This is a genomic window from Paenibacillus sp. JJ-223 (genome assembly GCF_927798175.1).
In the GTDB taxonomy this organism is placed as follows: domain Bacteria; phylum Bacillota; class Bacilli; order Paenibacillales; family Paenibacillaceae; genus Paenibacillus; species Paenibacillus hubeiensis.
In genome coordinates this window covers 295,091-309,058 of sequence record NZ_CAKMMP010000003.1, presented here as the reverse complement: position 1 = coordinate 309,058, position 13,968 = coordinate 295,091, and the positions used below count along the sequence as shown (strand labels likewise).

Annotated in this window: 12 protein-coding genes; 5 read left to right on the top strand and 7 right to left on the bottom strand. The window is 48.0% G+C overall.

The features are described 5' to 3' along the window. Positions 1-198: 198 nt before the first annotated feature. Entirely contained in the window at positions 199-2,460 is a 2,262-nt protein-coding gene (locus L6H98_RS07695) for a glycoside hydrolase family 3 N-terminal domain-containing protein (RefSeq protein WP_236414080.1), read from the bottom strand. A gap of 181 nt (positions 2,461-2,641) precedes the next feature. Here L6H98_RS07695 and L6H98_RS07690 point away from each other — a divergent pair, with 181 nt between their 5' ends. Together L6H98_RS07690 and L6H98_RS07685 are read left to right on the top strand one after the other, a co-directional pair. Further along, positions 2,642-2,986 carry a hypothetical protein gene (locus tag L6H98_RS07690; protein ID WP_236414079.1) on the top strand — a complete coding sequence of 115 codons (345 nt, stop codon included), beginning with the start codon at positions 2,642-2,644 and terminating at the stop codon, positions 2,984-2,986. Between the two features lie 35 nt (positions 2,987-3,021). Then, entirely contained in the window at positions 3,022-4,662 is a 1,641-nt protein-coding gene (locus L6H98_RS07685; RefSeq protein ID WP_236414078.1) for an ATP-dependent DNA helicase, read from the top strand. Between the two features lie 194 nt (positions 4,663-4,856). Here the strand turns inward: L6H98_RS07685 and L6H98_RS07680 are convergent, their stop codons facing one another. Further along, positions 4,857-6,011: a Gfo/Idh/MocA family oxidoreductase gene (locus L6H98_RS07680; RefSeq protein ID WP_236414076.1), complete on the bottom strand. Its 1,155-nt coding sequence runs from the start codon at positions 6,009-6,011 to the stop codon at positions 4,857-4,859. A 171-nt stretch (positions 6,012-6,182) separates the two neighbouring features. On the opposite strand from L6H98_RS07680, the gene L6H98_RS07675 reads away from it, so the two are divergent. After that, positions 6,183-7,064 carry an AraC family transcriptional regulator gene (locus L6H98_RS07675; RefSeq protein ID WP_236414075.1) on the top strand — a complete coding sequence of 294 codons (882 nt, stop codon included), beginning with the start codon at positions 6,183-6,185 and terminating at the stop codon, positions 7,062-7,064. Between the two features lie 11 nt (positions 7,065-7,075). Here the strand turns inward: L6H98_RS07675 and L6H98_RS07670 are convergent, their stop codons facing one another. The 4 genes from L6H98_RS07670 to L6H98_RS07655 form a co-directional block, all read right to left on the bottom strand. Continuing rightward, a complete protein-coding gene (locus L6H98_RS07670; protein ID WP_236414074.1) occupies positions 7,076-7,786 on the bottom strand; it encodes a VTT domain-containing protein in 711 nt (236 codons plus the stop codon). Between the two features lie 183 nt (positions 7,787-7,969). Further along, positions 7,970-8,398 (bottom strand): DUF3995 domain-containing protein, encoded by a 429-nt coding sequence (locus tag L6H98_RS07665; protein ID WP_236414073.1) that lies wholly within the window; start codon positions 8,396-8,398, stop codon positions 7,970-7,972. A 2-nt stretch (positions 8,399-8,400) separates the two neighbouring features. Beyond that, positions 8,401-8,967 carry a TetR/AcrR family transcriptional regulator gene (locus L6H98_RS07660; RefSeq protein WP_236414072.1) on the bottom strand — a complete coding sequence of 189 codons (567 nt, stop codon included), beginning with the start codon at positions 8,965-8,967 and terminating at the stop codon, positions 8,401-8,403. A 181-nt stretch (positions 8,968-9,148) separates the two neighbouring features. Beyond that, positions 9,149-9,976, bottom strand: coding sequence for a helix-turn-helix transcriptional regulator (locus tag L6H98_RS07655; protein ID WP_236414071.1), 828 nt, complete (start codon positions 9,974-9,976; stop codon positions 9,149-9,151). Between the two features lie 142 nt (positions 9,977-10,118). Between L6H98_RS07655 and fabF the strand changes: the two genes are divergently transcribed. Next, positions 10,119-11,366 carry a beta-ketoacyl-ACP synthase II gene (gene fabF, locus L6H98_RS07650; RefSeq protein ID WP_236414070.1) on the top strand — a complete coding sequence of 416 codons (1,248 nt, stop codon included), beginning with the start codon at positions 10,119-10,121 and terminating at the stop codon, positions 11,364-11,366. Between the two features lie 123 nt (positions 11,367-11,489). Here fabF and L6H98_RS07645 read toward each other — a convergent pair whose 3' ends face one another. Further along, positions 11,490-12,173, bottom strand: a complete 684-nt coding sequence (locus L6H98_RS07645) for a TetR/AcrR family transcriptional regulator C-terminal domain-containing protein (protein WP_236414068.1) — start codon at positions 12,171-12,173, stop codon at positions 11,490-11,492. 142 nt (positions 12,174-12,315) lie between these two features. Here L6H98_RS07645 and L6H98_RS07640 point away from each other — a divergent pair, with 142 nt between their 5' ends. Beyond that, a complete protein-coding gene (locus L6H98_RS07640; protein ID WP_236414359.1) occupies positions 12,316-13,668 on the top strand; it encodes an MATE family efflux transporter in 1,353 nt (450 codons plus the stop codon). Positions 13,669-13,968 lie beyond the last annotated feature (300 nt).

Genomic DNA, 13,968 nt, shown 5'->3' with positions numbered 1-13,968 from the left:
GGCCCATTATGGGAATAGTTGTCTATATTAAACCGCCCCCGCCTTCAAGGCGGGGGCTTTTTGGTAACAACCCGGACTTATCCCGGATGGGGTACATCGAGGCAGCGGTTTGGGCTTATGAACCAAAAGCCTCCGCTTCCCTGCAGTTTGACGTTTCTTTAGACGGTTCTCGGTCAACAAATTTAAAAAGCAGGTGATTCAATCCGTTTGCACCGGCAGCACCCCGGTCGCTTCCAGTTGGCCAAGCAAGACTTTCGTTCCGGCTGCCGTATTCGGCTCCTGCTTCCCGTAAACGGCAAGCGCGGAGCGCACGTTTTGCAAATAGACCATCTCGTATGGGTTCCCTAGCGATAACAACGTGTAACGCTTATTCCGCTTGTTCATCTCGTCGATCAAGGATTGAACCTCATTCCATCCGAACTGGCTGGCCACATTGCGGAATTGGTAGGAGGCCAGAATAACGTAATCAGCCTGATTGATCGCTTGCATGGCAGCGTTGGTTTGTCCTTGGTCGATCACGGAAATTGCCGTTTTGAACGACAAGTCATCTGTGGCTTGCTTCAGTTGTTTCTCCAGCTGTTTTGCCTGCTCTTCCTCGGCTGCAACGATCACAACGCGGTCGCCCTGATGGATCGGGTCCGGATGTAAACCGTCGCGGCTCGCCAATAAGGTGACGGCTTTTTCTGCAATTTTCCGCTCCACCGTGCGATGCTCCTCTGTTCCGATGACCTGTTTAAGGTCGGCTAACTTTTGAGCAAGGCTTGGGCCAGGTTCGAACAAACCATATTTCGATTTCAGCTCCAAAATTCGTTTAACGGACGCATGGATGGTTTGGGTCGGGATCGTCCCGTCCTTCACCGCGTTCACCAGCGTCTGATGAGCGGCTTCCGAATCTTGCGGCATCAGGATGATATCCACGCCTGCAGAGACGGCGCGTTCCACCGCTTTATTTTCCCCGAAATGCGCTGCAATGGCCTTCATGGTGAAGGCATCGGAAATGATGAGACCCTCATATCCCATCTCTTCGCGAAGTAACCCGGTGAGCACTTTTTTGGATAATGTGGCAGGGATCGGCACACGGCTTCCGTCTTTGAGCGAAGTGACCTGTTCATTATCGATCGCAGGAAAAGCAATATGCGCAGTCATGATCATATCCACCCCATTCTCGATCGCAGCCTGGAACGGTTTCAGTTCCACCGCATCAAGCCGTTCCCGATGATGCGTCAACACAGGCATTCCGAGATGGGAATCCACCGTTGTATCGCCATGGCCCGGAAAATGCTTGACTGCCGCGATCACGCCCGATTGACGCAGTCCCTTGATCGTTGCGAGACCAAACCGCGTCACCAAATCCGCACTAGAGCCGAACGAACGCATGCCGATGATCGGATTGTCCGGGTTGCTGTTTATGTCAAGCACGGGCGCAAAGTTGAGGTTCAGTCCGAGCGCCTTCAGCTCTTCTCCTGTCAGCTGTCCGGCCGCTTCGGCCAGTGCCGCATCCCCTGTGGCGCCAAGGGCCATTTGCCCCGGCAGATTCGTCCCGCCAGGAATTCGTTTTATGACGCCGCCTTCTTGGTCGATACCTAGAAACAACGGAATGTCGCCTGCTTCGTTTTGCAGATTGTGCGTGAATGTTGTGACCTGTTTAGCGTCTACAATATTTTTATCGAAAAGGATCAAACCGCCCAAATCTTGATCATGGATGCTGCTTTTCAAACCATCATTAACAGTTGTTGTCACCTTACCGTTCCATTGCCGAACGTCAGGCATGAGCATTTGGCCGACCTGCTCGCTCACGGTCATATATGAAATCAACTTGTCCCAATCTTGTGCCCGAATAGCTGCTTCACGTTCAAACCGAATCACGCGCGACATAAATACGGCAAACTCCGCACGCGTGACCGTACGATTCGGACGATAGGTTCCATCCGCATATCCGCCGACCAAACCGTTCGAGCTCATGATGAGAATCGGCGCTGCGGCCCAGTGCTTTTCCGTATCCGACCAATTGGCAGGCTGCTTGCCTTCGACGAGTAAATATGCGCGTGTAAGAAATGCCGCCGTCTCTGCGCGGCTAAGAGGTGCATCCGGATGGAAGGTTCCGTCTGGAAACCCGCTGGCAAGCCCGTTTTTGGCCGCGATGGCGATTTCCCGGTAAAAGGGGTGTGTTGGCGGAACATCTCCATATGTCGTACCCTGCACCGGCTTCTCAAGCTGCTGCGAATAAAGCTCCCGTACCATAAAAGTGACCGCTTGCGCCCTTGTCACAGGCGCTGCGGGCTTGAATTTCCCATTGCCGTATCCGGCCACGGTTCCCCGTTTAGCCATATATTCGATACCGTCTTCGGCCCACTTCGAATGCTGCAGATCGGTAAAGCGCTCGTTCGCAGCCACGCTTCCTGCCCATAAAAACATGGAGCCGAGTACGGCACCGATGATCGTCAAACGTTTGATATGCATCTGTTTCACTCCCGTTGATGTTCTCTATTTATGCTCAATAGACGCTGTTGAACCGATTTTGTTGCGTTCAGCCATTTTGCCATTCCGAACACTTGACTGTGGCGGCGGCTTCAAAGATAATTAAAGTTTCACTATAAATATCCATAAAGGATGATTTTCATTTGGAAAAGAGGTGATCGTTATGAATTGGTTAAATGAACTCTATACTTCACAGAAGCGGGAGCCGAAAAAGGACCTCGAGCGCTCGTTGGTTGAAGCCATCTTCCGAGTGTATGACCGGTTTCCCCGAATGGGCCTCCGAGAGCGGGTCGGGCAGCAGGATATGTCACTGGATATAGCTGATGCTTATATTAATGGACGCAACGCCATGATCGAAGCCGGGGTTGGTATCGGCAAGTCCTTCGGATATCTCATTCCCGGCCTGCTCATTAATCAGGTATCGCGCCAACCGATTATTATCGCAACATCCTCCATTCAGCTTTCGGAACAGATACATAAAGACCTTAGGGCATCGGCAGCCGGTTAGGCTTTACAACGGTTCGCTCTGTCGTAGGGAAAGGCATGGGACAGTATGCCTGCCGAAACAGGGCAGCGGAATTATTCAACCCTGATGATCCAGGCTCCCCCTTCTCTACCCTTGCACAGCGTGTATTAAATTTTGAGATTGACGAAAGAGCGGATATAAAGGGCGGCATTCGTGATGCCGAATGGTCCAATGTTTCCGTGAACGATTGCAAATTCGAACGCTGCCATCATAAAAATGGCTGCTTATTTTACGATATGCGTGCCAAAATCAATGCAAGGGTAAATGAAATCGATTTTATAATCGTGAATCAGGACCTGCTCATCCGGGATTTGATGAAGAAAAAAGAAGGAACCCGAGGCCTTATTACGGAACGGCCGGCTCTGATTGTCATTGATGAAGCTCATAATCTGGAAGCCAAAGTTAGAGACGCACGAACTCTGGAGTTCACTTTTCGAGGAATCTGCCGCATTCTGGACGATGCTGTGCAATTGCTCATGAAGAAATCCGGGGATAAAAGCCTTCTTTCGCAATCCAAATTTCTGAAAAAATGCGTTGAACGCATTTTCAAACAGATCGGCACGGACTTGTTCCGTGCGGCCAAACAGGACAGCGACCGGATCAAAGTATCCGAGATCAAAGAAACGCCGTTGACTCGAGTCTCGCATGTGTTGAAAGACCTGAGTCTCAGCCTATCGGTTTTGACCTCCCGCAACGAACGTGAGATCGATGACGTTTATGAAGCCATGAACGGGCTTATCTCTCTCATCGATGTTCTGGCTGGAGCGGAGGACAACTATCTCATATGGGCAAGCAAACCTCTGCAGGAGGCCACGGTCAGCATCTGTCCCAAAGATATTAGCCAGTTTCTGAAACATACTTTATTTCACGGCAAGACTTCGGTGATCCTCACGTCTGCAACGATGTGCCAGGGCGGGGAAACGCTGGAAGAACAATACTCTTATTTGACGCAATCGCTTGGTTACAGGGGGGATTATATGGACCGCAAACCATCCCCTTTCGATTACACCAATCATGCCATGATGTACATTTCGAACCATGTTCCGCACTATCATCATGATCGGCGTGAAATCTACCTTGAATCAGCCTACAAAGAAATGGTCAAACTCTGTAATCTGACGCAAGGACGAACATTGGTCCTTTTTTCAGCCAAGGAAGACATGAAGTATATTCACAAGAAGCTGATGTCGAGTGCCAATACGCATGCATGGGCAGTGCATGTTCAAAAAGAGGGATCTTCCCAGGACGGCGTGATCGCTGAATTTCGGGCAAGCAAAGGTGTGCTTCTGAGTACCGGTGTTTTCTGGGAAGGCGTGAATATCGAAGGCTCGGACCTGTCGCAGGTCATTATTTTCCGGCTGCCCTTTCCCGTTCCGTCGGATCCCATTTATGAATATAAGTCATTGGTGGCGGAGAATCCGTTCATGGACGTATTTGTGCCGGACATGCTTCTTCGGTTACGGCAAGGAAGCGGACGTTTGATTCGCAGCGAAACGGATCTTGGCGTACTTAGCATCCTCGATTCGCGTCTCAGCGGAGCGGCAAAAAAAAATTACCGGGAACAGGTGCTGGAAACATTGCCGTTTAAGAACGTGACCGAGGACTTTTCCGTTCTGGAGAGGTTTGTCCAACAAAAGAGCATAAAACGCCGTGTTTGAGATGGGAACAAACCTGCTAAATTTGTCTGTATCGTTATACGCCGGAGGGTTCTGACTTGCAAACGTTGAAAATACCGCCAAGCAGGCGATGGCATGCCGCAATTGGGGGAATTGAGAAAAGACACATGATAAAGAGGGCCGCTTTAGAGAGCAACCCTCTTGTTTTTCCGGTCCACCTCGAATGGTAAGATTGGCTATTCCTTCGTTGTGCCGATCGTAATCTGCTCATTCGCGGCAAAATTTTCAACATAACCGCTTTTCTCGTAAAAATGGATGGCATTCTGCTGGACGCCTGCTCGCGTGTAGAACGGATCGCCAGCGACGAGTGGAAGCTTGACATTCTCTCCGGTGCTCGCCGATTTGTAAATGGCCATAATCAGTTCCAACGTACTGCGGCCGCTACTGCCGTCAATCAACGGCGGTTCCCCTGACTCGATGGCATGCAAGACATTGTCGATTTGGGCGGAATGCCCCTCGTACGGCAAATTCGGTAAACGGTCGTATGCTTGTTGAAGCTGCTCTTCGAGCTCGGCATTCTTATCCGGAAAACCATTGGGTCTGGACAAGGAAGCGGTGATTTTCCAAGGCGCAGAGATTCGGGCATCCCGCCCTTGGAAGATGAACTGCTGCTGTTCGCCATGATGGATGACCGAACTCGTGATTTGTCCCAATGCACCATTCGGGTAACGAAGCATCGCAATGGATAAATCTTCGACTTCCGCATTGTCGTGCGCCACATTGCTCATGAACGCCTGAACTTGATCGGGGCGTCCCATCATCCAGAGCAAAGCATCAATATGATGCACCGCATGGTTCAGCGTGCAACCTCCTCCCTCTTTTTCCCATGTACCACGCCACCAGAGATCGTAGTAGCAATGACCGCGCCACCAGAAGGAATCGACCTGAGCATGCAGGATCGGACCGGCAAGTCCGGTATCCAGCATTTGTTTCAGTTTCATGATCGGATTGGTGAACCGGTTCTGCGCCACAACCGACAGTATTTTGCCGCTCTTCTGCGCTGCTTCGATCATGAGATCGCATTCCTCCAGGGAAGATGCCATCGGCTTCTCCACCAGAACATGACTTCCTGCATTCAGAAAATCCACCGTAACCGGTGCATGCGCATAAGGAGGTAAACAGACCGAAATCAGATCGATTTCCTTATCAAGCAGTTCTTTGTAATCGCTAACAACTTTGGCGTTCAATCCAAACTCGTTTTTCTTCGCTTCGGCCTTTTCAGGATACATATCGCATAGGGCCACAATTTCGCATCGTTCCTTAAATTGCAAATAACTGTTGATATGCGCGTTGGCAATGGCTCCTGCGCCTATAATCGCAATCTTTAACATGGTGAATCCCTCCTCTTACTCCATTGATGTCTTCAACAAAATAGTACCTCAGGGAGAGGGTTCATTGTGATCCTGTAATGTGGATAAAATAACGCTATATTGCTGTTTTTGGAACGCTTCGTTATAGTGAACTCATGGAAATATAAACCGTGCAAAGCGAGGTAATCCGATGTGCGATATGATCTCTACGATTTCAATAAACACTCCATTCATTTCGCGTATAGACGCAAAAGCGCAAACAACGAAACGTTCCATTCCCATTTAGGCATTGAATTGTTATTTATCCATGAAGGAAGCGGAACGATGATCGTTAATAACCGCAGCTATGAGATTAAACCGGGCATGCTTTGCATTTTTCAGCCTTTTCAGCTTCATCATCTCAAATTGGACTACTCGAATAACCGATGTTTTGAACGGTCTTTGGCCGTTTTCGAACCCTCCATGTTTGAAGCCTACTTCGAGAAATGGCCTGTTTTACATGCTTTCTTTAAGCATATTTATTTAGGGAAACTCCCCTCCCCCTGCCTCTACGACCTGAGCGATCAGCATATCTTGGTGCATCAATTTAAAAACTTTCAGGAGCGTATACCTTATTTGGACGAATCGAATCGTACGGAGGAAATTTCACTGTTTCTTGTGAATTTCTTTCATCATCTCAAACCGTTATGGAATGACTTTGAGGGAAATTCGGCAGCTTCTCCTGCGGGACGCAAAAACCACCAGGTCGAGCGCATCCTGAACTGGATCGAAAAAAACTACCATGTGCCCTATCGCTTGCACGATCTGGCTCAATCGCTGCACCTTTCTTCCTATCACCTTTCGCATTTATTCAAAGAAGCAACCGGAGTCAGCATATCGCAATATATTGCTGCTCGCAGGATTCATCAGTCTGTTCAATTGCTGACGACGACAAACAAACCGATCACGCTCATTGCCGAGGAAATCGGTTTGACCAATGTGTCGTATTTCTGCAAATTATTCAAAGAACAGATGGACGTCACGCCCCATCAGTACCGTAAAAGGTGGGTCGACCATTCGTTTCATCTTGAATAAACGTAACCCCGTTACTTCCCATCGTAACTGTTCAACGTATTTGAAGTGTTCTGTTTGGTTTGCTTTCTCCAAACAATCTGCTTTCGTCCGATCAAAAATGCGATGACGATGCACCACCCCAATGTCATGAGCAGAAAAGTCAACAGGGATGCACCGACCTCTCCCTGGCTGATGATTGAGCCGATCATGACAAAGAAAACAATTTTAGGCAGCGAACCGAGCGTGGAAGCGATGATGTACGGTTTATACTTCGCCCCGGCAGCTCCTAACAATAAACTGATTGCTTCAATCGAGAACGGAGTAAGCCTTGCCCAGAACATGCCTGAGAATTCATGTTGTTTGTAGGTATTGAACCATTTGCTCCATTTGTTTTCCTTCGATATGAAGCGAGCAACCGTTTTTCTCCCAGCCTTGATGCCTATAAAATAAGTGATCGTCATCTCCAGCACCAGGCCCAGCAGGCAAAGAAGTGCTGCCGTTTCCATAGGAAAATATATTCCAGAAGTAACGTAAACCAGTTGAATGGGCAAGAAAAAAAGGATGGATTTAACGAGAGACAGTCCCCACAGGACGGCCCAAACGATCCACCACTCCTTGGGTTCCAACAGCCACCCTTTAAGATCAATATGCTGGAATGATTCCCAGGAATAAAAAAGTACGATGAGTCCGATCAATAGTAAACCAAACTTGACTAAACGGGAGTTCAGCATCCATTTAAACATGGGGTACACCATGCCTTCTCTTCACGTGAGCCACCTCCAACAATGATGCGCGGTCCCTTTTTAATAATCCATGTACCATACCGACACTGGCATACAATGAAATTTTCTTAAGATGTCGATGGTTTCCTTTCTATTCTATGCGAAATTTAAGGGGAATGTATACAAACTGTGCTGTTGACCTGACTAAGGCATCCATCTCATCAATAGAGTCACCCAAAGGATCGCGATGAACAAACATAGCGGGGAATAAAGTCGTGTATCCCAATGTGCAAACAACGTTCCTTTTTTCTTTTTAAAGAAACCGACCCAATGAAAGTCTCCAATCGTTCTGATGAAAAACACGAGCGCGATGATCCAGCCGCCGGTGCTAACCATCCATTCTGCCAGAATGAAGGTATGAACAACCTCCCCAAGAGCTAATGCAATGTATCCTGAAAAAATTAATGCTCCTGCCACAAAGGCCGTGCCTGCTTTCTTCGGTTTGAACAACAATTCCGAGCCATTGCTTGGAATAGCCGCCAAAGCTCCGAATTTCCCGCCTACGATCCAATAGATATGTAGACCGCCGAGTAAAAATAAAATCGTTCCCAGCATCCATGCCATCACATTCATTGTCATCCCTCCAAAGATGAACTCAACAATTGAGCTTTCAGCGTGTCGATATGCTGTTGCAATTCGTCCTTTTCTACCTGTCTGTTTTTGAAACGCTCATACCAGCCTAAATAATAGTGGTATAGGATAAAGGCTTTTTGTCGGGCGTTTAAGGTCGTCATCCCCATGCTTTCTAAAACTTGCACAGCGTAATCGATCCTTGTTTGCTCAATCTTCTCCAGCATTTCTTGGAAGTTTGCATGGTTACTTCCCAGTTTTCGGAAGAAAAACAAAAAGTCACCTTTACCCGTTGCAGAGAACATTTGCTGGAGCAAATAAGTTAATCGATCCTCCGGATTTATGGCCAAGGAGGACTGAAGGATGACCTCATTGGTCGATAGCTCGACCCATCGTTCCACCAGTTTGGTGATATACTCGTTCCGATTTCTGAAGTACCAATAAAAACTGCTCTTGCTGCAGCCCAATTCCGATGACATTCTCTCGATGACCAGGCCATCCAGCCCGGATTGCGAAAATTTCTCGATTCCGAGCTGGATCCATTGCTCTTCTGTAACTAGCACCTTTGGCAAGAAGTTCCTCTCCTTTTTCTGTACGGTATCGTACAGAAATTTTGGGATTATTATACAACGAATCCAGCTTACTGTCCAACTGCTCCATGAGCATGGTGTCCTTTTAAACGAGAATACGCCGCGACCACAGTAAAAAAAGCCGCTAAATTAGCGACTTTCAATGGAATCACGAAGCTCTCTCTTACATCATGCTGATCAATTTTTCTTCCGTTTTTTTGTCAGGCGTGTAAATGCTGCAGCGCAAATCATGTTCACCGTACACTTGAAGGGACGTAAGCTCAAATATCATTTTTCCTGCTTTGGCATGCCTGAACTCCAGGTGCACATCCGGGGCATAATTGACAGGGCTCTGCTTCCACATTTCATCGAATTCGGGATGACGCTCTTTCATGTTATTCAGAAACTGTTCATACCACTCATCTTCAACATGCTGGCCATAATACGAACGAAACATCGCAAGAAATTCATTGGCAAATTGCTCCCAATTCACGGCCAAACGTTTAAATTCCCGGCGGGAGAACAGCAAGGATATCATATTCCGTTCTTCATCGGGAAGCTGATCAAAGTCCAGAAATACATAGGCGGCGGCCCGATTCCATCCTACAATTCGACACTTTCGATCCGAAATGATGGCCGGACAATAGCTTAACTCCGTAATGATTTTTTCCAAAGAAGGACTTACGATTGGCGGCCGTTCTTTCATGGGAGAAGAAGCTGTACTCCCCGCCTCCAAAGATAAGGAGTATACATATCTCCGCTCATCTGCTGTTAATTGGAGCGCATTAGCCACACTGTCCAGCACGGAAGAAGAAACCTTGATCTCTCGCCCTTGTTCAAGCCAGGTATACCACGTCGTGCTTACCCCTGCCAGTTGGGCGACTTCCTCTCTTCGCAGCCCTGGCGTTCTTCTTCGCTGACCTTCCGGAAAACCTGCGGATTCGGGAGAAATCCGGGCACGTTTCGCTTTTAAAAATGTCGATAGTTCCTGCAGTCTGACTTGACGATTCATTACTGGCCTCCTTGTACGCTTTTATACGGAAATGATGATAGTAGTAATTATACTAGGATAAACTACAACTTGTAATAGGATACACACCATGACATGATATCCGTAAATCACAAATTTATTTGCGTTCAGGAGGATCTGATTTATGGAAAGAGTCGTAATTACAGGAATGGGCGTAATCTCCCCTCTCGGCAACAATGTAGAACAATTTTGGTCTAATCTTATTAAGGGTAAATCGGGGATTTCTGCATTGGATATATTGGATTCATCCGATCATAAAGTGAAGATTGCCGGTGTCGTTCGTGATTTTGATCCAACGTTGCTCTTTGGCATCAAAGAAGCCCGCAAAATGGATCGATTCTGTCAATTCGCCCTTGCAGCTGCGGAAGAAGCCATACAGCATTCGGGTCTGGATCTGGATACGGTGGATAGAAATCGAATGGGCGTCTATGTTGGATCAGGCGTCGGAGGAATTCAAACGTTGATGGATCAAAGCCATGTCCTTAAACAGCGGGGACCGGGGCGAATTAGCCCCACCCTTGTGCCCATGATGATTTCAAATATGGCGGCGGCATTCATCAGCATTCGATACGGAGCGAAAGGCTCCACCATGTCGCCTGTAACCGCGTGTTCGATTGGAAATACCGCGATCGGGGAAGCCTTTTACAATATCCAATCCGGACGTTCGGACGTCATTATCGCAGGTGGAGCGGAAGCGGCCGTGACCGATATTGCTTTGGCCAGTTTTGCCAATGCAACCGCATTGTCCACGCGAAATACGGAACCGGAACGGGCGAGCCGTCCATTCGATGCCAGTCGTGATGGGTTTGTGATGGCAGAAGGCTCCGGCATCCTGATTATCGAATCACTCACGCATGCTCTGCGAAGAAAGGCCAATATCCTTGCGGAAGTCATCGGTTATGGAGCTAGTTCAGATGCCTATCACATGGTTGCTACGCCGCCGGACGGCGAAGGTGCAGCAAGAGCGATGAGTTCTGCTTTGTCGGAAGCACAGCTTTCCCCCGAGCAGGTAGATGTCATCAGTGCCCACGCAACGAGTACAGTGGTTGGAGACCGCTCTGAAACAGCAGCATTAAAACAGGTTTTTGGCAAACAGGCTTATCACATCCCCGTGACTGCAAATAAATCGATGACAGGCCATATGTTTGGCGCTTCGGGGGCGGTAGAAGCCATTGCCCTCGTAAAAACCTTGCAACAGGGTGTCATCCCGCCGACGATTAACCTGGAATCGCCAGATTCCGAATGCGACTTGGATTATGTTCCGAATCGCGCCAGAACGGCAAATTTGAAGATCGGTATGTCAAATTCCTTTGGGTTTGGCGGGCATAACGCCTCCATCTTGTTAAAAACCGTTGATGATCTTATGATTTAAAGAAACTGCAGCCGGTTCCGACTTGCCTTTCCGTTAACGTGTGTATGTTTCTTGCGGATTATATCATTGCAAAATTTCATAACAACCGCCCATCCGATCGCCGGATGAGCGGTTTTTTACGTTCTATTTCTTTTCATGCTCCTTAATCACCTGCTCAATTCCCAGCAGAATCAGCTTCAGGCCGAATTCAAACGCCTGATCGGTCCCCATCACCTCAAACAGCCCGCTCTTGTACATCCCACGGAACAATCCCGCTTCCGCTTCGCTCATCGAGTCCAGAAGAGCGGTCATCTGCCCGCCCGGCACAACTCCCTCGTCCTCCAGCATCACGGTAATATTGCGCTGATGCTGATAATCATCCAGAACGAAGTAGAACACATAGTTCGTAAGCGTAATCACGGCTTGCAATTTCTGCTCCTGCTCAAGTGGCGTCGATTCGATGCAGAGCAGCATCCTGTTGGTGAATCGGATCATGTCCGGCTCATGAGGCAGCGTCATCATCATGAGCTGTGTGGAGCAGGGATACCGGCTGAGCACATTTCGTATCGTGACGGCAATTCCCTCCATCTGCTCTTTCCAATCCCCATCGGAGTGGAACTCCTCCAGAATGAGTTTCGATATCTGGTTGGCCAGACGTTGGTAGAGATTCTGCTTGCTCTTAAAGTACCAGTATATGGACGGAGCCTGTATTCCCAAACGGTCGGCCAATCGTCGCATGCTGAATTTCTCGATGCCCTCCTCCCCCAGAAGCGCCCACGAAGCTTCCAATATTTTATCTTCCGAGATTTGAGGCTGTTGTTTTTTCATCCATTACCCGCCCTTTTATCTAACAGTGTAAGTTTTACTTTACAGCTTCATACGTTCATGATATCATCTTACACCGTAAGGTACAATCTAACACTGTTAGATTGCCATAAGAACAAAATACATGAAGAAAGTAGTGATCCGCATGGATGCAGAACATCTCCATTACTTTGAAAAAGCACCGATCACCAAAGCCGTAGCTCATTTTGCGATTCCCATGATGCTCGGCACATCAATGAATGTCATATACTCCATCTTGAATGCCTATTTCCTGGGGACGCTGGGCAATACGGCCATGTTAACCGCCCTTGCGCTTACCTTGCCTTTATTCGCCGCCATTATGGCATTAGGCAGCTTGATTGGCATGGGCAGCGGTACCTTCATCTCCCGTCTATTGGGTGAACACAAGTATGATGACGTAAAACATGTGTCTTCCTTTGCCTTTTATAGCAGTTTAGTTCTCGGTTTGATCGTGATGGCCGTCGGCCTTCCGTTAATCGATCCGATCGTTCATGGTTTGGGAGCAACGCCGGAAGCTTTTGAATTCACGAAACAATATGTCACCGTGATGCTCATCGGCTCACCCTTCGTGATTTTATTTTTCACGCTGGAAAATATCGTGCGCTCGGAGGGAGCAGCCATCACATCAATGGCTGGGATGATCCTTAGCGTGGTCGTAAATATCATTCTGGATGCCGTGGTCATCTACGTCTTTCATTGGGGCATCATCGGCGTGGCATCGGCCACGGTCATCTCCAACCTGGTTGCGAGTGCGTTCTACGCCTTCCATATGGGAACAAAAAGCCGTTTCCTGACCATCTCGGCCAAATGGTTCAAGGTCAGCAAGGACATTCTCGGCAATGTGCTCAAAATCGGCGTTCCCGTGTTTATTATGAGTATCTTCCTGGGTGCGATGTCACTCGTGCTCAACCATTTTCTTGCCGATTATGGGGATCAAGCCGTGGCGGGGTACGGAATATCATCACGTTTGCTGCAATTCCCCGAGTTTATTTTGATGGGTTTATGCGAGGGAGTCGTGCCGCTCATCGCTTTCACTTTTACGGCGAATAAACTGCGGATGAAACAAACGATCGGATTTACGATCAAAACCATGGTTGCGTTAGCCGTCGGCTTCGGCGTCATCGTTTATCTGATCTCCGATCATTTAATCGGGTTGTTTACGAGTGATCCGCAGCTCATTGAAATGGGCAGCTACATTCTTCACGTAACGTTTTTATCCCTGTTCATCTCAGGAATGACGACGCTGTTCACGGGTATTTTCCAGGCAACAGCACAAGGAACCGCCGCATTTATCATGTCCATTATTCAAGGCGTTACCTTGATTCCGGTGCTCTATATCGCCAATCATATGAACGGTTTCCACGGCGTGGTCTGGTCGCTCGTCATTGCCGATGCTGTGGCATTCCTTGTGGGTGCGATCATGATGTTTCTTCTGCGAAACAAATTGCAGCCGGAATTTGAAGCTATTGCGCAGTAAAATTTCCATCGGTAAAGGCGAACGCTTCGCTTCTCCAGATTGGTACTGCCTTTCCGTTTAACGTGTGTTTGTTCTATTTTGGCTTATATCATTGAAACAAGTTCTTGTCCCCAATTGGGGATTGGAGCTTGTTTTTATACATACACACAAGTGTAGTCCGTAAAGAAAAGTATGGAAAAAGTAAAAAAAGTGCATGCTCCCCTATTTGTATTGTTCCACGTCAGATCAACAGGTAAAAAAAGTTGTGGATATCCGTCAATAACTTTTATACCACTCTGTCCCTTCCACCTTTACAATGTG